16 protein-coding genes are annotated in these 18,938 nt (G+C 73.2%); 5 read left to right on the top strand and 11 right to left on the bottom strand.

Features of this window, described 5'->3' with window-relative positions; translation table 11 throughout:
* Window positions 1-19: 19 nt before the first annotated feature.
* From V1258_RS00345 to V1258_RS00295, 11 genes are all read right to left on the bottom strand, one after another.
* Window positions 20-2,023: a DUF6541 family protein gene (locus V1258_RS00345; protein ID WP_329747829.1), complete on the bottom strand. Its 2,004-nt coding sequence runs from the start codon at window positions 2,021-2,023 to the stop codon at window positions 20-22.
* Complete coding sequence (locus tag V1258_RS00340; protein ID WP_329747828.1) at window positions 2,020-3,513, bottom strand: glycosyltransferase family 4 protein; 1,494 nt, start codon at window positions 3,511-3,513, stop codon at window positions 2,020-2,022. The genes V1258_RS00345 and V1258_RS00340 overlap by 4 nt, the downstream gene beginning before the upstream one ends.
* Window positions 3,510-4,526 carry a Gfo/Idh/MocA family protein gene (locus V1258_RS00335; protein ID WP_329747827.1) on the bottom strand — a complete coding sequence of 339 codons (1,017 nt, stop codon included), beginning with the start codon at window positions 4,524-4,526 and terminating at the stop codon, window positions 3,510-3,512. Before V1258_RS00335 ends, V1258_RS00340 begins: the two co-directional genes overlap by 4 nt.
* A 2-nt stretch (window positions 4,527-4,528) precedes the next feature.
* Window positions 4,529-5,638 carry a DegT/DnrJ/EryC1/StrS family aminotransferase gene (locus V1258_RS00330; protein ID WP_329747826.1) on the bottom strand — a complete coding sequence of 370 codons (1,110 nt, stop codon included), beginning with the start codon at window positions 5,636-5,638 and terminating at the stop codon, window positions 4,529-4,531.
* A complete protein-coding gene (locus V1258_RS00325) occupies window positions 5,635-6,342 on the bottom strand; it encodes an acyltransferase (RefSeq protein ID WP_329747825.1) in 708 nt (235 codons plus the stop codon). Before V1258_RS00325 ends, V1258_RS00330 begins: the two co-directional genes overlap by 4 nt.
* A gap of 151 nt (window positions 6,343-6,493) precedes the next feature.
* Window positions 6,494-7,015, bottom strand: a complete 522-nt coding sequence (purE, locus tag V1258_RS00320; protein ID WP_329747824.1) for a 5-(carboxyamino)imidazole ribonucleotide mutase — start codon at window positions 7,013-7,015, stop codon at window positions 6,494-6,496.
* On the bottom strand, window positions 7,012-8,106 hold the full coding sequence (locus V1258_RS00315; protein ID WP_329747851.1) for a 5-(carboxyamino)imidazole ribonucleotide synthase: 1,095 nt from the start codon (window positions 8,104-8,106) through the stop codon (window positions 7,012-7,014). Before V1258_RS00315 ends, purE begins: the two co-directional genes overlap by 4 nt.
* An 82-nt stretch (window positions 8,107-8,188) precedes the next feature.
* On the bottom strand, window positions 8,189-9,568 hold the full coding sequence (locus V1258_RS00310; RefSeq protein WP_329747823.1) for an ATP-binding protein: 1,380 nt from the start codon (window positions 9,566-9,568) through the stop codon (window positions 8,189-8,191).
* 3 nt (window positions 9,569-9,571) lie between these two features.
* A complete protein-coding gene (locus V1258_RS00305; protein WP_329745123.1) occupies window positions 9,572-10,267 on the bottom strand; it encodes a response regulator transcription factor in 696 nt (231 codons plus the stop codon).
* 48 nt (window positions 10,268-10,315) lie between these two features.
* Window positions 10,316-11,482 (bottom strand): adenylate/guanylate cyclase domain-containing protein, encoded by a 1,167-nt coding sequence (locus V1258_RS00300; RefSeq protein WP_329747822.1) that lies wholly within the window; start codon window positions 11,480-11,482, stop codon window positions 10,316-10,318.
* Entirely contained in the window at window positions 11,479-12,495 is a 1,017-nt protein-coding gene (locus tag V1258_RS00295) for a biotin--[acetyl-CoA-carboxylase] ligase (protein ID WP_329747821.1), read from the bottom strand. The genes V1258_RS00300 and V1258_RS00295 overlap by 4 nt, the downstream gene beginning before the upstream one ends.
* A 148-nt stretch (window positions 12,496-12,643) precedes the next feature.
* On the opposite strand from V1258_RS00295, the gene V1258_RS00290 reads away from it, so the two are divergent.
* Genes V1258_RS00290 through V1258_RS00270 form a run of 5 tightly spaced genes read left to right on the top strand, consistent with a single transcriptional unit; the run spans window position 12,644 to window position 18,890 of the window.
* Window positions 12,644-14,233: an acyl-CoA carboxylase subunit beta gene (locus V1258_RS00290; protein ID WP_329747820.1), complete on the top strand. Its 1,590-nt coding sequence runs from the start codon at window positions 12,644-12,646 to the stop codon at window positions 14,231-14,233.
* Entirely contained in the window at window positions 14,230-14,541 is a 312-nt protein-coding gene (locus V1258_RS00285) for an acyl-CoA carboxylase epsilon subunit (RefSeq protein ID WP_329747819.1), read from the top strand. The genes V1258_RS00290 and V1258_RS00285 overlap by 4 nt, the downstream gene beginning before the upstream one ends.
* Before the next feature lie 53 nt (window positions 14,542-14,594).
* Complete coding sequence (locus V1258_RS00280) at window positions 14,595-16,295, top strand: DUF885 domain-containing protein (protein WP_329747818.1); 1,701 nt, start codon at window positions 14,595-14,597, stop codon at window positions 16,293-16,295.
* The gene (locus tag V1258_RS00275) at window positions 16,292-17,056 is read left to right on the top strand and encodes a Maf family protein (RefSeq protein WP_329747817.1); all 765 of its coding nucleotides are present in this window, start codon (window positions 16,292-16,294) and stop codon (window positions 17,054-17,056) included. The genes V1258_RS00280 and V1258_RS00275 overlap by 4 nt, the downstream gene beginning before the upstream one ends.
* A gap of 55 nt (window positions 17,057-17,111) precedes the next feature.
* Complete coding sequence (locus V1258_RS00270) at window positions 17,112-18,890, top strand: acetyl/propionyl/methylcrotonyl-CoA carboxylase subunit alpha (RefSeq protein ID WP_329747816.1); 1,779 nt, start codon at window positions 17,112-17,114, stop codon at window positions 18,888-18,890.
* The last annotated feature ends 48 nt before the right edge of the window (window positions 18,891-18,938 follow it).

Raw genomic sequence — 18,938 nt, 5'->3', positions numbered from 1 at the left:
CGGGGCGAGCCGGAGGGGCTCAGCACAGCGGCTCGATGCGGTAGAGGACATACGGACCGTCGCGGTCCACGAGCACCAGGCGGTCCTGCGGGATCTCCTGCAGGCCCTCCCACAGCTCGGAGGGGCCGGGGGCGATCGCCTCGCCGGACTCCGCGGAGGTGTCGACGTAGAGATGGTCCGCGCCCACCTTCTTCCAGGAGGTGCACACGTCCGGGTTGGTCGGCGCCTCCTCGAGGTAGCGAGCCACGCGGCGGGAGTCCAGCGTCTGCGGCTCGGCAAGGGTGGGGAAGACCGTCTCGACGCCGCCGAGCGACCAGTACAGGGCCGCGCCGTCGCGCGGGTTCCCGATGACCACGGCATCCTCAGGCAGCTCCGCTGCCGAGCGCTCGATGAAGGCGCGCTCACGGGGCGTGACATAGGGCGCGAGCTGCACGCCGTACGCGGTGTAGGCGAGGGAGCCGACGAAAGGCAACCGGTCCGGGACGCCGACGGCGCCGACGGCCGTCGCGCCGAGCAGCGCCACGGCGGCCGGGGCACGCCAGCGCCGGCCCTCGCCATTGCGGTCCTGGCGTAGCAGTGCGCGCAGCCCGAGCATCGCGAGCAGGGTGACGCCGCACAGCAGTAGCGGGGCGATCCGCTCACGGGCGCCGTACCAGGGATTCACCCAGGCGCGGGCGAGCGGGGAGGGAACGTTGGTGAGGATGCTGAGGGCGAGCACCACGCCGAGCAGTGCTGTCGCACTCGCCGCGAGGGCTACGACGGCGGGATCCGTGCGCCGTGCGCGGAGGCTGGCGAACAGCCCAAGGGCCGCCAGCAGCCAGGGCACGAGCACCGGCCACAGCTGCACCGGGAGCACCGTGAGCCTCGGACGGTCGATGAGCACGGAGACGATCAGCGCGGTCCAGCCCCAGGGGGAGGTCGTGGTGAGGTCCATCGAGGCCAGCAGCACCGCGGAGCCCGTCGCGTAGAGCACCGCGAGCACCGCCAGGGCGACGAGGAGACGCAGCCCGCGCCGGCGATAGGCGGTGCCGATGACGTCCATGAGTGCGCGCGCGAGCAGCGCGGCGAGCACCGCCGCCCCGAGCGAGAACACGTTAGAGGGGTGGGCGAGCACTGCGCCCAGCAGCAGCACGGCGCCGAGCAGCAGCGTCCCGGCACTCTGCGGCATCTCCGACCGCAGCCTGCCCGGCGCGGGCAGGACCGCCGCACTCCGCCAGAGCGCGCCGAGCGCGACCGGCAGGCACAGAGCGCCGAGCACGAAGGGCCACAGGCCCATGACGAGGGTGATCACCGGGAGCGAGAGGAACAGTGGAGTGCACAGGGCGGAGGCGGCGGTGAGCACGCGCCGTTCGAGCAGGGGGGTCGCCGGTCCCAGGAGCAGCCCCGTCATCGCGGCGAGCGCGGCGGGGAGCAGGGCGAGCATCGCCAGGGCCATCGCGTTCGCCGCGGTCACCGGGCCGAAGGGCAGGAGCGCCGTAAGCACGTCCCAGGCGGCCGGGTAGAAGGTCGGCTCGTGGTAGATGCCCTGCAGCGCGGTGAGCAGGAAGGCGTCGCGATCCTCGCGCACGAACTCGATCGCGGCGAGGTGGAAGAAGGAGTCGTAGCTGCCGTTGAGCGTGTCGATCGTGCCCATGCCGGCTCGCGCCCCGGCCGCTGTCGCGAGACCCGCTCCCGCAGCGATAAGCACCGGGAGGCCGTCGAGGACCCGCTCCCGCAGCGGACGACGCTCGCGCTCCTCCGTCCCGTCCGGGGACGGCGTCGCACGGCGGCGGCGCAGGAGAGCACGGACGAGCAGCACCGCGAGCACTGCGAGCGCGAGGGCACCGGCCGCAGTCGTCGGGACCCACGGGAGTCCCACGATCTTCAGGACGGCCCCGGCGAGGACCGTCAGCAGCACCGTCACAGGTGGTGCCGCTCCGAGGCTCACAGCGAGCCGTGCCCCTCCGACGCGCAGCAGGAGCAGGCCGGGGACGCTCAGCAGCGCCGCGGCCAGAAGAGTCGGCAGGATCCAGTCGGCGTTCATGGACGGCGGCCGGGGACGATCGCGTCCTCGTACCGCTGCACAACGACTTCCGGGGATCGGCGGGCCACGACCCAGCGCCGTGCGTCCTGGGTCAGCGCGGAGAGGTCCCCCTCCTCGAGCACGGTGCGCACGCGCTCCGCGGCGGCGTCGACGTCCTCCACGACCCAGTCCTCGCGATAGATCGTGCGGGCGCCACCGTAGGCGCGGGCGGCGGGCCAGTCCCGCACGAGCGGCAGGCAGCCCGCGGCGAGACCCTCCATGACGGCCTCGTGCACCCCCTCCACGAGGGAGGAGGAGACGATCCATCCGGCTCCGGCGAGCAGTTCGGGGACATCGTCCCGGGGGCCGAGGATCTGCACGGAACCGGCGGGGAGAGCGGCGAGGCGAGCGCGGACCTTCCGCTCGTGGGCAGTGTCATCCGCGGAAGAGTCCGGCAGGCTCTGTCCCACGAGAAGCAGGCGGAACCGCGGATCCGTCTGCCGGAGTCGCTCGAGCAGGTCGAGCGTGAAGATCACGTCCTTGACCGGTCGTACCCATCCCACCTGCGCGAGAAGGTGCGAGTCGTGCCCGGCACCCGGCTCGGGCCCCAGCCCGTGCGCCAGGAAGTTCTCCACCTCGAGCACCGATCCGGCGCGAGAGAGGTGCGGAGTGAGGTGGTCCAGCAGGATGCGCACGTGCCGGGAGACGAAGAGCACCCGGTCGATCTCCGGGTACACCGTCAGCAGCGGGAACGGCGTGTAGACCTCGAAGCGGTGGAAGCGCGCCACGGTGCGGCGGGGCATCAGCTCGAGCAGTGACATCCAGGTGAGGACGTGGTGGCCCCATTCGACGAAGACGACGTCGGCCCATTCGATCTGCTCGGCGAGCGGGGCGGGGGTGGGCAGGCGTCGCCCGTGCAAGGCGAGGTCGAGCCGAGACCGGAGCACCAGATCCCGGGACGGACGTTCGGCGACGGGCAGCGAGTCCACTTCGAAGCGGCGGATCTCCACGCCGCGAGCGCCGAGCGACTCGATGACCGGGTCGACGAAGGTCCAATTGCGCTGGGCGACGACGAGCAGCCGCACAGGTGCACCCTCCTCCGCAGAGCGGGGCTCGGGGCGCCGGGGGCCCGGGTCGTGCGCCGGCAGGTCCAGCAGCAGCGGACCCAGTCTCGCTGCCCGGAAAGGAGCGAGGAAGGCGGCTGGGTCCGTGGCGAGCGGCGACGGTGTCGCGTCGTAGTGACGCGCGGGGTGGTAGGCGAGGCGCAGCGCTTTGTCGAACCAGCCGAGGGCCTCCTCGGGCTTCCCGGCGGCGACGAGCGCGTCCGAGCGAGCGAGCAGAGCGTCCCGCACACTGCCGCCGGCGACGGGGAGCTCACTGCGGTCCATCCGGTCGACGGTGTCCATGAAACGGGCGCGGTCCCCGGGCGCGCCGGGGAGCAAGCGCCCGCCGCGCGCCGCCCAGCGCAGGGCATGGGTGCGGACGGCACTGACAGCGGACTGCTTGCTCATGCGCCTGGCCCGGCGTCGAGCTCCACGACGCTGCCCTCGCGGGCGCTCTCGAGGACCGCCTCGACGGCGCGCACCGTGTGCAGGCCCTCGCGCATGGTGACGATGTTCGCGCTGTCGCCGAGGATCGCGTCGCGGAAGGCCTCGTGCTCGGTCGCGAGCGGCTCCTTGCGCTGCAGGGCGTAGGTGATCGAGTCTCCCTCGCTGACCCCGCGGAACGAGGCCATCGACTCCCACAGGTTCGTGGCGTTCTCCCCGTTCGCGTGGAAGGTGAGGTCGGCGTTGACGGTGTCCGCGACCAGGGCACCCTTCTCCCCCGTGACCACGGTGACCCGCTCCTTGAAGGGGGTCAGCCAGTTGACGAGGTGGTTGGTGATGGTGCCGTCGCGGAGCCGTCCCGCGACCGAGACCATGTCCTCGTCCTTGCGACCCGAGCGGCGCGTGGACGTCGCGGCGACCTGGGCGTAGGGCGACTGGGCGACCCAGGCGGTGAGATCCAGGTCGTGGGTCGCGAGGTCCTTGACCACGCCCACGTCGGCGATCCGGGCGGGGAAGCCGCCCTGACGGCGGGTGACGATCTGGTAGATCTCCCCGAGCTGACCGTCGGCGATCCGGCGCCGCATCTCCTGCAGCGCGGGGTTGAAGCGCTCGATGTAGCCGACCGCTCCGACCAGGCCCGCCGACTCGAAGGCGGCGGTGATCTCCTCCGCCTCCCCGATGTCGAAGGCCAGGGGCTTCTCCACCAGGGTGTGCACCCCGGCCGCCGCGAGGGAGAGGGCGACGTCCTTGTGGAACTGGGTGGGCACGGCTACGACCGCGTAGTCGATGCCCGCGGCGATCAGCGCGTCCACGTCGGGCAACACCTCGAGGCCGGGGGCGGCGCCGTGCGGGTCGCCGTAGGCGTCGGCGACCGCGACCAGCTCGACGCCCTCGAGGGCGCGGAGGTTGCGGGCGTGGTGGCGTCCCATCATGCCCAGGCCGATCAGTCCGGCCCGCAGGGTCCTCTTCTCGCTCATGCTCACGCTCCTGCGGCGGCGACGGTGTTGACGGTGGCGACGATCCGGTCGCGGTCCGCATCGGACACGCTCGGGTGCACCGGGAGGGACAGCACCTCGCGGGCCAGCATCTCGGTGACAGGAAGCTCCAGGTCCACGGCGAAGGTGGCCAGGCGATGCACCGGCGTCGGGTAGTACACGCCGCAGCCCACCTTGTGCTCCTCCCGCAGCGCGGTCGCGAAGGCATCGCGCTCCGCGGCGGTCGCGCCCTCGATGCGGATCGTGTACTGGTGGTAGACGTGCGTCGCCTCGGGCCGGACCACGGGGGTGACCACCCCGGTCAGGTGCGCGTCGAAGAAGGCGGCGAGCTCCTGACGGCGCGCGGTCCACGCGCCGAGCTTGGTGAGCTGGACGCGGCCGATCGCCGCGTGGATGTCGGTCATGCGATTGTTGAAGCCGACGACCTCGTTCGCGTACTGCGCCTCCATGCCCTGGTTCCGCAGCAGTCGGATCTGCCGGGCGTACTCCGGGGAGTCCGTGGAGACCATGCCGCCCTCGCCCGAGGTCATGTTCTTGGTCGGGTAGAGGGAGAACATGCCGCCGCGCCCGAAGGTGCCGACCTGCGCGCCCTGCCAGGTGGCGCCGTGCGCCTGGGCGGCGTCCTCGAAGATCCACAGGCCGTGGCGCTCGGCGATCTCGACGAGGCGGTCCATCGGTGCGGGATGCCCGTACAGGTGCACCGGCTGGATGCCGACGGTCCGCTCCGTGATCGCGGCCTCGACCGCGGCGGGGTCCAGGGTGAAGGTCTCGGGATCCACGTCCACGAACACCGGCGTCGCACCGCAGGCGGCGACGGAGTTGCCGGTCGCCGCGAAGGTGAACGAGGGCACGATCACCTCGTCGCCCGCCCCGAGACCGAGGGCGAGCATGCCCAGGTGCTGCCCGGAGGTGCCCGAGTTGACGGCCACGCACTCCCGGCCGCCGGCGAGCTGCGCCCCGAACTCCTGCTCGAAGGCCTTCACCTCGGGGCCCTGCGCGACCATCCCGGAGGCCAGCACGCGGTCGACCGCGTCCCTCTCGTCCTGCCCGATGATCGGCTTCGCCGCGGGGATCATGGCGGGTTCGGTGTTCATGCGGTGGGACCGTCCTGTTCGTCGGCGTGGGAATCTGCGGAGTCGTCGGGCTCGAGGGGAGCGGGGCGCGGGGCGCCCTCGACCGGGGCGGAGGCGAGCTGCAGCCCGCCGCTGGTCTCGTCGGGGATGTACCACTCCCCCGTCACCGGGCACACCCAGGCGTCGGTGCCGTCGGAGGCGGGCAGGAGCTTCTCCCCCGCGCGGCCCACCCAGCCGAGGCGGCGGGCCGGGACCCCGGCGACGAGGGCGTGCGGCGGGACGTCCTTGACCACGGTGGCGCCCGCGGCGACCATCGCCCAGGCACCGATCGTGACCGGCGCGACGCACACGGCGCGCGCCCCGATCGAGGCGCCCTGCTCGCAGGTCACGCCCACCGGCTCCCAGTCGGAGGCGGACTTGGGGCTCAGGTCCGGGTTGACCGCGCGCGGGAAGTGGTCGTTGGTGAACACCACCGCCGGGCCGACGAAGACGCCATCCGCGAGGACGGCGGGCTCGTAGACGAGCGCGTAGTTCTGGACCTTGCAGCCGTCGCCGAGGGTCACGCCGGTGCCGATGTAGGCACCGCGGCCGACGACGCAGTCGGCGCCGAGCTGCGCCCGCTCCCGCACCTGGGCCAGATGCCAGATCGAGCTGCCGGCGCCGATGGTCGCCTCGGGCGAGATGTCGGCTCCCGGGGCGACCCGGTAGTCGGGGGTGTCAGTCATGGGGACGACGATACCGTCCGGTCGGGCCCGCTCCCGGGATCGACGGCCCCGGGGCGCGCGCTGTCGCACATCTCGCCCCGCACCTCCGCGAAACGTTCACAGATCGTGGCCGCGACCTGCCTCCGTCTTGCCTGTCCGTCGTGCCTCTCCGTCACCGGGACGCGCGCAGCGCCTCCCCCTTGGCGAGCGCGACCTCGCGCAGCTCGCCCTGGAAGGCGACCATCCGTGCGCGCAGGTCCGCGGCGCGCTCGTCGCCGCCCGCCGCGAGGATGCGGGCGGCGAGCAGGCCCGCGTTGCGCGCCCCGCCGATGGACACGGTGGCGACGGGGACACCGGCGGGCATCTGCACGATGGAGAGCAGGGAGTCCATGCCGTCGAGGTGCTTCAGCGGCACGGGCACCCCGATGACGGGCAGCGGGGTGAGGGAGGCGAGCATGCCGGGCAGGTGCGCGGCGCCGCCGGCCCCGGCGATGAGCACGCGCAGTCCGCGCTCGGCGGCGGAACGGCCGTAGGCGACCATGTCCTCCGGCATCCGGTGCGCGGAGACGACGTCGACCTCGACGGGCACGTCGAACTCGGCGAGCGCCTCCTCGGCGGCGCGCATCACCGGGTAGTCGGAATCCGAACCCATCACGATGCCGACCAGGGGGCGGTGGTTCTCGTTCTCGCTCATCGCTGCTCCTTCACTCCGTGGATGATCAGGGTCTCGGCGCGGTGGGCGCGCGCGAGCAGGTCCTCGGCGTCCTCGCCCAGCAGGGTCACGTGGCCGATCTTGCGGCCCGGGCGCACGCCCTTGCCGTAGAGGTGGACCTTCAGCGCGGGCTCGAGGGCGAGGGCGGCGCGCATGCCGGGCACGAGGTCCGTCGCCTCCCCGCCGAGGAGGTTGACCATCACCGCCACCGGGGCGAGCGGGGTCGTAGCGCCGAGGGGGAGATCGGCGACGGCGCGCAGGTGCTGCTCGAACTGGCCGGTGACGGCGCCGTCCATGGACCAGTGGCCGGTGTTGTGGGGCCGCATGGCGAGCTCGTTGACGCTCACCGTCCCGTCGGCGGTCTCGAACAGCTCGACGGCGAGCATGCCGACGACGCCGAGGTCCTCGGCGATCGCGAGGGCGAGCGACTGGATGCGCTCCTGCGCGGCCTCATCGAGGCCCGGCGCGGGCGCGACCACCTCGTAGCAGACCCCGTCCTTCTGGAGCGACTGCACGACGGGATAGGCGACGGCCTCCCCGTCGGGCCGCCGCGCGACCTGCGCGGAGAGTTCGCGCACGAAGGGCACCAGTTCCTCGGCGAGAAGCTCGTCGTGCTCCGCGGCCCAATCGGCGACCTCCGCCGGATCGCTGATCACGCGCACGCCGTGGCCGTCGTAACCGCCGCGCGGGGTCTTCACCACGAGCCGCCCGCCGGCCTGCGCGAGCGCGTCGACGAGCTCTTCCGCCGAGGTGATCCGCCACCAGCGCGGGCAGGGGTGCCCGAGCGCGCTCAGCCGCTCGCGCATGACCAGCTTGTCCTGGGCGTGGACGAGAGCGGCGGGCCCGGGGCGCACGGCGACCCCCTCGGCCTCGAGGGCCTCGAGGATCGCGGCCGGGACGTGCTCGTGGTCGAAGGTGACGGCGTCGACGGCCTCGGCGAGGCCGCGCACCGCCTGCTCGTCGTCGTGCCGGCCGATCCGGACCTCGCCCGCGACCGCCGCGGCGCTCTCGGCAGGATCGGTCGCGAGCACCGTCGCGGGAAGTCCCAGCTCGATCGCGGGACCGAGCATCATGCGGGCCAGCTGGCCGCCGCCGACGATGCCGAGGGAGCGGGCGGGGGGACGGGGCGCGGGATCGGGAAGCACGCGGGACAGTCTAGGTCGCGGGCGGGTCCTGGCCCGCGGGCGTCCGCACGGTCCGACCGCGGGAGCGGCGCCGCACCACGGAGCCCTGCGGGAGCCGTCCCAGCTCGCCGCCGTCCTCCTCCCCGCCGAGGTCGGACTCCTCGCCCGGGGCGGAGATGAGGAAGACGCCGAAGGTCGCGGGACTCTCGGTGAGCAGCTCGAGGCGCCCTCCGTCGTCCTCCACCAGGGTGCGGGCCAGGGCGAGCCCCACGCCGGTGCCGGTCGAAGAGCGCCCGGACACAGAACGCTCGAAGATGCGCGAACCGAGCTCGGGGTCGATCCCGCGCCCCTCGTCGGAGACCTCGATGACGGTCGAGTGGTCGTTGCGCCGCACCTTGACCAGGGTGCGGCCGCCGCCGTGGGCGAGGGCGTTCTCGATGAGGGTCGCGATGACCTGGGTGAGGGGACCCTGCGATCCCCACACCGCGGCGGTGCGCGGCACCTGGATGCGGAGCTCGCGGCCGGCCCGACGGTAGGCCGGAGACCACTCCTCGGACTGCTGGGTGAGCACCGTGCGCAGCTCGACCACGCCCGGGGTGCGGCGCTGGGAGGAGCGGGGCGCGTTGATCAGGTCGTGGACGACCTCGGTGAGGCGGTCGATCTGCTCGAGGGAGATGCGCGCCTCCTCCCGCACCCACTCCTCGGAACTGGTCGCCAGGATCTCGTCGAGGCGCATGGACAGCGCCGTGAGCGGGGTGCGCAGCTGGTGCGAGGCGTCGGAGGCGAGGCGGCTCTCGGCCTCGAGCCGCTCGGCGAGCATGGCGCCCGAGCGGGCGAGCTCCTCGGCGACGTCGTCGATCTCGGAGATCCCGGACGGCTTCCACGGTCCGCGGGCGCGGCCGCCGCCCATCTCCTCAGCGCGGCGGCTGAGACGGGCGAGCGGCATCGAGATCCGCTGCGCCTGCCACAGCGCGACGGAGACGCCGATCGACAGCGCCGAGAGCGCGGCCACGGCGATCAGCACCCAGGCGCTCGCGGTATGGGCGCGCACATCGGACTGCGGAATGAAGACGGTGATCTCCTGGCCGTTCGTGCCGAGGGTGCGCACCTCGATCGCGCCCGCGCCCGGCGGGTCGCCGGCCCGGACGGTGAGGTCGTCGACCTTCACCTCGATCGCGATGTTCAGGTCGACCTGCTCGTCGACCCGCTGCTGCAGCATCGCCTCATCGATGGGCCGGTCCTCGCTGAGCCGCTCCTCGGTGTCGATGCGGACGGTGTCGAGGATCCGGTTCGCCTCGCTGTACAGCTCCTGCCGATTGAGGTTCAGCCACGACCATCCCAGCGGGATGCCGAGCAGGAGCACGGACAGGACCACGGTGATCAGCGTGGCCTGCAGCACACGCTGCCACACGCGTCAGGCCTCCGTGCCGGTCTCGAAGCGGAAGCCGACTCCCCTCACCGTGGTGATCCGGCGCGGGTTGGTGGCGTCGTCGCCGAGCTTGCGGCGCAGCCAGGAGATGTGCATGTCGAGGGTCTTGGTGGAGCCCCACCACTCGGCGCCCCACACCTCCCGCATCAGGTCGTCGCGGGTGACGACGCTGCCGGCCTCGCGCACCAGCACGGTGAGCAGGTCGTACTCCTTCGCCGAGAGCGCGAGCTCCTCGCCGTCGACGTGGGCGCGGCGCGCGGCGACGTCGAGGTTCACGCCGTTGACGTCGAAGGCGTCGCCGCTCTCCTCCATCGCCTGCGAGCGCCGCATGAGGGCGCGGATGCGCGCCTGCAGCTCGCCGAGGCGGAAGGGCTTGGTCACGTAGTCGTCGGCGCCCGCGTCGAGGCCCACCACGGCGTCGACCTCGTCGGCCCGCGCGGTGAGGATCAGGATCGGCGACTCGAGCCCGCCCTTGCGCAGGCGGCGGGCGACCTCGAGTCCGTCCAGGTCGGGCAGGCCGAGATCGAGGATCACCACGTCGATCGGGTCGCTGCCCGCGGCGATCGCGAGGGCGTCCATGCCGCGCGAGGCGCGCGTGACGGTGTAGCCCTCGCGGTCCAGGGCGCGGGAGAGGGGTTCGGCGATGGCCGAGTCGTCCTCGACGAGAAGCAGTCGTGTCACGCGTTCCATCCTAAGTCCGTGCCGTCGGCGGGGCGGGCCGCCAGGGTCTCACAGGCCCAGATCGAGCGGCTCAGAGCGGTCCCGGCGCATCTCCATCACCCGCACGGTGCCGATGCCGTGCAGCTCGACCTCCTGCCCCTCGTCGACCGCGAAGCCGCCGGGCAGGGCCCGCTCGATCGCGGCGGCGGTCTCCGCGTCGACCATCACCCCGCCGGGCCGGGCGACGGCCTCGAGCCGGGCGGCGAGGTTCACCTTCGGGCCGAAGACGTCCCCGTAGCGGGAGAACATCGAGCCCCAGGCCATGCCCACCCGCACGGGCGGCAGGCCCACCTCCGCGGAGAGCACCTCGGCGAGGCTCATGGCGATCTGGGCGCCGTCCTCGGGCGTGTCGGCGAGGAACATGATCTCGTCGCCGACGGTCTTGACCACCCGGCCGCCGCCGACGGAGATGATGTCCCGTCCCAGTGCCTCGAAGCGGCCCACCACGTCGGCCAGCTCCGCACCCGAGAGGTCCTGGGCGAGCCGGGTGAACTGGACCAGGTCCGCGAAGCCGACGGCGCGCTGGAGAGGGAAGAGCTCGTCGGTGTCGCGGTGGAGGACCTCGGAGCCGGCACGGGCCGCGAAGGCCGCGAGCTGCCGGCGGAAGGCGAAGACCACCTGCGACTCGAAAGTCTCCAGGAGCTCGGGGAGCACCTCGAGCATCCGCTGGCGGGCCTCGGCGTCGTCCAGGCCGTCCTCGTTCTTGCCCTCGTCCACGAGCGCCTCGGTGATCCACATGGCCAGGCGGCCCATGTGGAAGCCGAGCCCGCGGGTGATGGAGGCGAAGGCACGCTCGGACAGGGCGCCGTCCTCGACGATCGCGGCGAGGTCGCCGATCGAGTAAGCATCCTCCTCCGTGAACACGACGGTGTCCTCGTCCACGGGGGTGAAGCCGAGGGAGCGCCAGTAGACCGCCGTGAGCCGCTCCGGGATGTCCTGCTGCTCGGCGAGGTCCCGCCGGGAGTATTCGCGCGGGCCCTGCAGGAGCACCTTCTCGAGCGTGCCGACGCTGCGGCGCACGGCCGCGAAGCGCCGGTTCAGGTCCAGGATCTCCTGGGTCTCGAGCGGCGTCTGGTCGAGGTCGGGGGACGCCCCCACCGGCAGCGGCAGCTCACCCGTCGGGAGCCTCCCGCCGAGTGCGTCGCCGCGCTCCCTGTCGTCCATGCCACCGGTCACCGCGTCCGGTCCTCCTCGTGCTCGTCCTCCGGGCCACTCTGGTCCTGCGGGTCCTGCAATACCTGCGCGGCGGCGAGCGCCGTCCGCGGTCCCGGGCCGACGCGCTCGTCGGCCCGCAGGTGCCGCACATCGCCGACGCCCACGACGGTCATCCCGCCTCCCGCGAGGTCGACGAGCAGCCCGCCGTGAGCGTCGATCGCTCGGGCCGTGCCGTGCAACGTCACCGAGGTCTCCCCCGACGACCGGTCGGCCCCCAGGGGGTCGACCCTCACTGCGCGCCCCAGTGTGAGGCACGTCATACTGTAGCGGTCCGCGAGGCCGCACGCGTCCGCGTCCCCCTGGGCGGACTCGAGGGCGCAGAGCTCGTCGTGCAGGGCGGCGGCGAGGGCTCGCCCCAGCTCGTCGACCAGGGCCTCCGTCGCGATCGGATCCGCCTCCGGGTCCGCGGCGGATCCGCCTCCTGCGCCGTCGGGCGCCGCGCGGTGCAGGCCGCCGGGGCCGCGCAGCCAAGCGGTGCCGGGCACTTCGGCGCCGTCGGCGTCCCGCACCGGACCCCGCACGTTGATCCCGATGCCGATCAGCACATGGTCGGTGCCGTGCCCCTCGACGAGGATCCCGCCGAGCTTGCGCCCGTCGGCCGTGTGCAGGTCGTTGGGCCACTTGAGGCCCAGCGCCGCGGGCGCCGCCGCCCCGTCGTCGGCCCCCGCTCCGCCTCCGGACCCGGCCCCCGCGCCGCCGACGCGCTCCACGGCGGTCAGCGCGGCGAGCCCCGCCAGGTGCGGGATCCAGCTGCGTCGCGCGAACGGCAGGGCGGTGCGATGGGCGTATGTGAGATAGAGCCCCGCCGCGGGGCTCACGAAGCGGCGACCGAGCCGGCCCCTCCCCGCCGTCTGCGCCGTGGCCGTCAGCGCGAAGGGCGCCCGCTCCCCCGCGCGCAACCGGCGCAGGGCCTCGTCCTGCGTGGAGGAGACCTCGCCCAGGCGCAGCGGGACGGGAACGGCGGATCGGGACAACGGGGCGGACCTCCGGGTCTGGTGCGGCAGGACGGTCGACGCGGCTCGCCGCCAGCGGCGCGGGGGCCGTCGGCGGCGAGGGGTAGCGTAGTATCCCCGTGTTCTTCACCCCGATCTCGCGGCCCCTGCGGCCGTGGCAGGAGGCCCCGTGACCGACGCCCCGCGGCCGCTCACCACCGCTCAGCGACTCGCGGATCTCCGCGACCGGGATGCCGCGGCCGTCGCCGCGGCCGACGAGCTGGCGATCCAGAAGCAGCACGCGCGCGGCAAGAAGACGGCGCGCGAGCGGATCGCCGATCTGCTGGACGACGGCTCGTTCGTGGAGACCGATCGATTCGTCCGCCACCAGGCCCATGCGTTCGGCATCGACGCCAAGCGGCCCGACGGCGACGGCATCGTCACCGGCTACGGCACCATCGACGGCCGCCAGGTGTGCGTCTACTCGCAGGACTTCACCGTCTTCGGCGGCTCGCTCGGCGAGGCCCACGGCCGCAAGATCCAGAAGATCCAGGACCTCGCGCTGCGCACGGGCGTGCCGATCATCGGGATCCTCGACGGCGGCGGCGCCCGCATCCAGGAGGGCGTCGCCTCGCTCGCGATGTTCGCCGGGATCTTCAAGCGCAACACCCGCGCCTCGGGCGTCATCCCCCAGATCTCGCTGATCATGGGTCCGGCCGCGGGCGGCGCCGTCTACTCCCCCGCGCTGACCGACATCATCGTGATGGTCGAGAAGACCTCGCACATGTTCATCACCGGCCCGGACGTGATCCGTACCGTGACCGGCGAGGACGTCGGCTTCGAGGAGCTCGGTGGGGCGTGCACCCACTCGACCCGCTCCGGCGTCGCCCACTACATGGCGCCCGACGAGGCGGAGGCGATCGAGTACGTCAAGGACCTGCTGAGCTACCTGCCGGCGAACACGCTGAGCCCCGCGCCGTCCTTCCCGGTGCGCTTCGACGAGGCCCCCACCGCGGCGGACACCGCGCTGAACACCCTCGTCCCGGACTCCCCGAACCAGCCCTACGACATGCTGACCGTGCTCCGCGCGGTGCTCGACGACGAGGAGTTCCTCGAGGTCCAGCCCCTGTTCGCGCGGAACCTGCTGGTGGGTTTCGGCCGCGTCGAGGGGCACAGCGTCGGCATCATCGCCAACCAGCCGAACCACCTCGCGGGCACCCTCGACATCGACGCCTCCGAGAAGGCGGCCCGCTTCGTGCGGCTCTGCGACGCCAACAACATCCCCGTGCTCACCTTCGTGGACGTCCCGGGATTCCTGCCCGGCACGGACCAGGAGTACGGCGGCATCATCCGCCGCGGTGCCAAGCTGCTCTACGCGTACGCCGAGGCCACCGTCCCGCTGATCACGGTGATCACCCGGAAGGCCTACGGCGGCGCGTACATCGTGATGGGCTCCAAGGAGCTCGGCGCGGACGTCAACCTCGCCTGGCCCACCGCGCAGATCGCGGTGATGGGCTCTCAGGGCGCCGTGAACATCCTCCACCGCCAGTCGCTCAAGCGCACCGGCGAGGAGGGCGGGGACGTCGCCGCCGAGCGCGCCCGCCTCGAGGCCGAGTACGAGGAGCAGTTCGCGACGCCGTACACCGCCGCCGAGCGCGGTTGGATCGACGGGGTCATCGAGCCCTCGCAGACCCGCCTCGAGGTCGCGCGCGCCCTGCGCGCCCTGCGCACCAAGCGCGATGCGCTGCCCACCAAGAAGCACGGGAACATCCCGCTGTGACCGCTGCGGGACCAGCCATCGCACTGGAGGCGTCAGGGGCATCGGAGGCGTCGGAGGCGTCGTCGGTCGATGCGCCCCGCGCGGACGTGCGGCTCGTCGCCGGGCGGCTCGAGCCGGCCGAGCTCGCGGCGATCGCCGTGGTGGTCTCCGCGATGAGCGTGACCAGCCGCCTCGAGGCGGAGGAGCGCTCGCTCGCCGTCGGCGGCGGCGCCGAGAGCGGCTGGGCCGCCCCCGTCCACACCCATGCCGGCGGCCATCGCGAGCGCCTGCACCCCTCGGCCTCCGCCTGGATGCTCGCGGACCGCTGAGCCGCCGCTGCGACGACCGGTGCGCGGCGCGTCCGGCCCCTAGACTCGCCACCATGTCGCACCTCACGCCGGCCGCCGGCCGCACGCCCACCGCCCTGGACGCCCTCGCCGACGCGTACGTCGACCGCAGCGCCCGGCTCGATCCCTTCCTCGCCACGCAGATCGGCGTGAGCGGCCACGACCACGAGGTCACCGACTTCTCCCCCGCCGCCTTCGCCGAGCGATCCGAGGCCGCCCGCACCCTGCTCGCCGCGATCGCCGAGGTCCCCGACGCGGATGCGACCGACGCGGTCACCCGGGCGGCCCTCACCGAGCGGCTCGGCCTCGAGCTCGAGCTGTCCTCCCGCCGCCTCGACGCCGCGACCGTCAACAACCTCGCTTCCCCGCTGCAGTCGCGGGACGTGCTGGACCTGATGCCGACCGAGACCGCCGAGGATTGGGAGGTGCTCGCCGAGCGCCTCGCCGGGATGCCCCGCTCGATGGCCTCCTGGGCCGAGTCGCTGCGGGAGGCTGCGGACCACGGCGTGCTCTCGGCGCGGCGGCAGCTGCTGCTCGGCGCCGAGCAGGCCCGCGGCTTCGCGGCCGACGGCGGGTTCTTCGACTCCTTCGCCGACCAGGCGGTCGGCGAGCAGCCGCTGAGGGACCGCGTGCGCGAGGCGGCGGACGCCGCGCGCGCCGGCTACCGCGAGCTCGCCGCGGCCCTCGAGGAGCTCGCCCCGCGCGCCCCCGAGGCGGACGCCGTCGGCCGCGAGGCCTACCAGCTCGGCAGCCGGGTGTTCCTCGGCACCGAGATCGATCTCGAGGAGACCTACGCCTGGGGCGTCGAGCAGCTGCGCGCGATCGTCGCCGAGCAGGAGGAGGTCGCTGCGCGGCTGAACGCGCGCTACGGCACCGGCGGCGGCGACTCGGTCGAGGCCGCGAAGGAGGCCCTGAACGCCGATCCGGAGCGGATCCTGCACGGCACCGAGGCACTGCAGCAGTGGATGCAGGAGCTCTCGGATCGCGCGATCGCCGACCTCGCCGGGACCCGCTTCGACATCCCCGAGCCGCTGCACCGGCTCGAGTGCCGCATCGCGACCACCGGATCGGGCGGCATCTACTACACCGGCCCCAGTGAGGACCTCACCCGGCCCGGTCGGATGTGGTGGGACGTCCCCGCGGGCACGACCGAGTTCCGCACCTGGCAGGAGACCACCACCGTCTACCACGAGGGCGTGCCCGGCCATCACCTGCAGGTCGGCGTCCAGACCCTCCAAGCGCAGCAGCTGAACCGCTGGCGCGCGCTGATGTGCTGGGTCTCAGGGCACGGAGAGGGCTGGGCCCTGTACTCCGAGCGCCTCATGGAGCAGCTCGGATACCTCGAGGACGACGGCGACCGCCTCGGCATGCTCGACGCCCAGCGTCTGCGCGCGGGCCGTGTGGTCCTCGACATCGGGCTGCACAACGGCCTGGCGATGCCCGAGGGCGTGCAGGGATCCGCCGGCGGGGACTGGACCTACGAGAAGGCCTGGGACTTCATGAGCGCCCACTGGGGCATCGGCGAGGCGGAGCAGCGCTTCGAGCTGCACCGCTATCTCGGCTGGCCCGGTCAGGCGCCGTCCTACAAGATCGGGCAGCGCGTCTGGGAGGAGCTGCGGGACCACGCCCTCGCGGGGTCGCCGGCGGATCCCGAGCAGACGCTGCGCGACTTCCACCGTCGGGCGCTCGAGCTCGGCAGCCTGCCCCTGTCCGTCCTCCAGGAGGCCCTGCGATGACCCACGTCGGAGCCCCGCTCGACCACGATCCGCTGCTGCTGCTCGCCTCCGCCTCGGCGGGACGGCGGGCGACCCTCGCCGCCGCCCGTATCGAGCACGGCACCCTCCCGGTCGATCTCGCTGAGGACGCGCTGCTGGATTCCGCGCGGACGGCGGCCGCGCTGACCGGCGACGCGCTGAGCCCCGCCGAGCAGGTCCTGCTGCTCGCTCGTGCGAAGGCCGAGGAGGCGACCCGTCGCAGCGAGGGCGGCTATGTGGTGCTCGGCTGCGACTCGATGCTCGAGCTCGACGGCGAGGTGATCGGCAAGCCTCACACCGCCGAGCGGGCGCGCGAGCGCTGGCGGGCCATGCGAGGCCGCACCGGCGTGCTCCACTCCGGTCACTGGCTCGTGGACGACCGCGACGAAGAGGACGGCGGGACCGGTGCGACCTTCGGCGCGACCGCGAGCTGCTCGGTCTCCTTCGCGCAGCTCACCGAGGAGGAGATCGACGCGTACGTCGCGACCGGGGAGCCGCTCGGCGTCGCGGGCGGTTTCACGATCGATGGCCTGGCCGGTCCGTTCATCGAGCGCGTCGACGGGGACCCGCACGCTGTCGTGGGCCTGTCCCTGCCGCTGCTGCGCCGGCTGCTCGCCGAGATCGGCCTGGGGGTCCACGAGCTGTGGGAGGACGGAGCGCTGACGGCCGACGGAGCGGGTGCGGTGGACGTCGAGGACACCGCGGCCCCGGAGTACCCGGCGGCGGAGCCGTCCGCGCCCTGAGCACCCTCGGTACTACACTCGATCACTGCTGACTCCCGGAAGGATCCCTCTCCCCATGGCCCCACGCTCCGCCAAGCCCCGCCCGCTGTCCACGGTGCTCATCGCCAATCGTGGGGAGATCGCGGTGCGCGTCGCGCGGGCCTGCCGAGACGCCGGACTCCGCTCCGTGGCGGTCTACGCCGAGCCGGACCGTGACGCGCTGCACACCGTCATCGCCGACGAGGCGTATGCGCTCGGCGGCACCACCGCCGCGAGCTCCTACCTGGTGATCGACAAGATCCTCGACATCGCGCACCGCTCGGGCGCCGATGCGATCCACCCCGGCTACGGCTTCCTCTCCGAGCGCGCCGACTTCGCGCAGGCCGTGATCGACGCGGGACTGACCTGGATCGGTCCCAGCCCGGAGGCGATCGAGAAGCTCGGGGACAAGGTCTCCGCCCGCCACATCGCGCAGAAGGCGGGGGCCCCGCTCGTCGCCGGCACCAAGGATCCGGTGCAGTCCTCCGACGAGGTCGTCGACTTCGCCCGCGAGCACGGGCTGCCCATCGCGATCAAGGCGGCCTTCGGCGGCGGCGGCCGCGGTCTGAAGGTCGCCCGCGAGGAATCCGAGGTGCGCGAGCTGTTCGACTCGGCCGTGCGCGAGGCCGTCGCCGCCTTCGGCCGCGGCGAGTGCTTCGTCGAGCGGTACCTCGACTCCCCCCGTCACGTCGAGACCCAGTGCCTCGCGGACATGCACGGCAACGTGCAGGTGGTCTCCACCCGTGACTGCTCCCTCCAGCGCCGTCACCAGAAGCTGGTCGAGGAGGCGCCCGCGCCCTTCCTCACCCCGCAGCAGAACGCCCAGCTGATCTCCTCCTCGAAGGCGATCCTGCGCGAGGCGGGCTACGTGGGCGCCGGCACCTGCGAGTTCCTCGTCGGCGCCGACGGCACCATCTCCTTCCTCGAGGTGAACACCCGCCTTCAGGTCGAGCATCCCGTGACCGAAGAGGTCGCCGGAGTCGACCTGGTGCGCGAGCAGCTGCGGATCGCCGCCGGCGAGCGCATCGCGGACACCGACCCGGCGGTGCGCGGCCACTCCTTCGAGTTCCGCATCAACGGCGAGGACCCGGGCCGCGGCTTCATGCCCGCGCCCGGTCGCATCCAGCGCTTCGACGCTCCCTCCGGCCCTGGCGTCCGCGTCGAGACCGGCGTGCGCGCGGGCGACGAGGTCTCCGGCGCCTTCGACTCGATGCTCGCCAAGCTCGTGATCACGGGGGCGACCCGCCAGGAGGCGCTCGAGCGCTCGCGGCGCGCGCTGGCCGAGTTCCGCATCGACGGCATCCCCACGGTGCTCCCCTTCCACCGCGCGGTGGTCGAGGATCCCGCCTTCGCCCCGGAGGATCCGACCGAGCCCTTCTCCGTTCACACCCGCTGGATCGAGACCGAGTTCGCGGGCGACCTGCCGGCCGCCCCGCTGCCGGCCCAGCCCGAAGAGGCCGAGGACCGGGAGTCCGTGGTGGTCGAGGTCGACGGCCGACGCGTCGAGATCTCCCTGCCCGCCTCGCTCCGCGCCCCGCAGGCCGCGGTCCGCTCGCGCCGCAAGCCCGCCCGCCGCGGCGGCACGGAGGCGGTCGCAAGCGGCAACAGCGTCGCCGCCCCGATGCAGGGCACGATCGTCAAGATCGTCGCCGAGGAAGGTCAGCACGTCGCCGACGGCGACCTGCTCGTCGTGCTCGAGGCGATGAAGATGGAGCAGCCGCTGACCGCGCACCGCTCGGGCGTCGTGACCGGGCTGTCCGCGGAGATCGGGGCGACCGTCTCCGCCGGCGCCGTGCTCTGCACCATCGAGGACTGATCCGCCCCGCCCCTCGGGGTGACGGCGCCCCGCCCCAGGTGGCTGCGC

It is taken from the genome of Brachybacterium sp. J153 (assembly GCF_036311905.1).
Taxonomy (GTDB): domain Bacteria; phylum Actinomycetota; class Actinomycetes; order Actinomycetales; family Dermabacteraceae; genus Brachybacterium.
This window is presented reverse-complemented; position numbering and strand designations above follow the sequence as displayed.

Coding starts and splice junctions, on each gene's coding strand:
- V1258_RS00345 (WP_329747829.1), bottom strand. CDS start 2,023: ATGAACGCCGACTGGATCCTGCCGACTCTTCTGGCCGCGGCGCTGCTG.
- V1258_RS00340 (WP_329747828.1), bottom strand. CDS start 3,513: ATGAGCAAGCAGTCCGCTGTCAGTGCCGTCCGCACCCATGCCCTGCGC.
- V1258_RS00335 (WP_329747827.1), bottom strand. CDS start 4,526: ATGAGCGAGAAGAGGACCCTGCGGGCCGGACTGATCGGCCTGGGCATG.
- V1258_RS00330 (WP_329747826.1), bottom strand. CDS start 5,638: ATGAACACCGAACCCGCCATGATCCCCGCGGCGAAGCCGATCATCGGG.
- V1258_RS00325 (WP_329747825.1), bottom strand. CDS start 6,342: ATGACTGACACCCCCGACTACCGGGTCGCCCCGGGAGCCGACATCTCG.
- purE (WP_329747824.1), bottom strand. CDS start 7,015: ATGAGCGAGAACGAGAACCACCGCCCCCTGGTCGGCATCGTGATGGGT.
- V1258_RS00315 (WP_329747851.1), bottom strand. CDS start 8,106: ATGATGCTCGGTCCCGCGATCGAGCTGGGACTTCCCGCGACGGTGCTC.
- V1258_RS00280 (WP_329747818.1), top strand. CDS start 14,595: ATGTCGCACCTCACGCCGGCCGCCGGCCGCACGCCCACCGCCCTGGAC.
- V1258_RS00275 (WP_329747817.1), top strand. CDS start 16,292: ATGACCCACGTCGGAGCCCCGCTCGACCACGATCCGCTGCTGCTGCTC.
- V1258_RS00270 (WP_329747816.1), top strand. CDS start 17,112: ATGGCCCCACGCTCCGCCAAGCCCCGCCCGCTGTCCACGGTGCTCATC.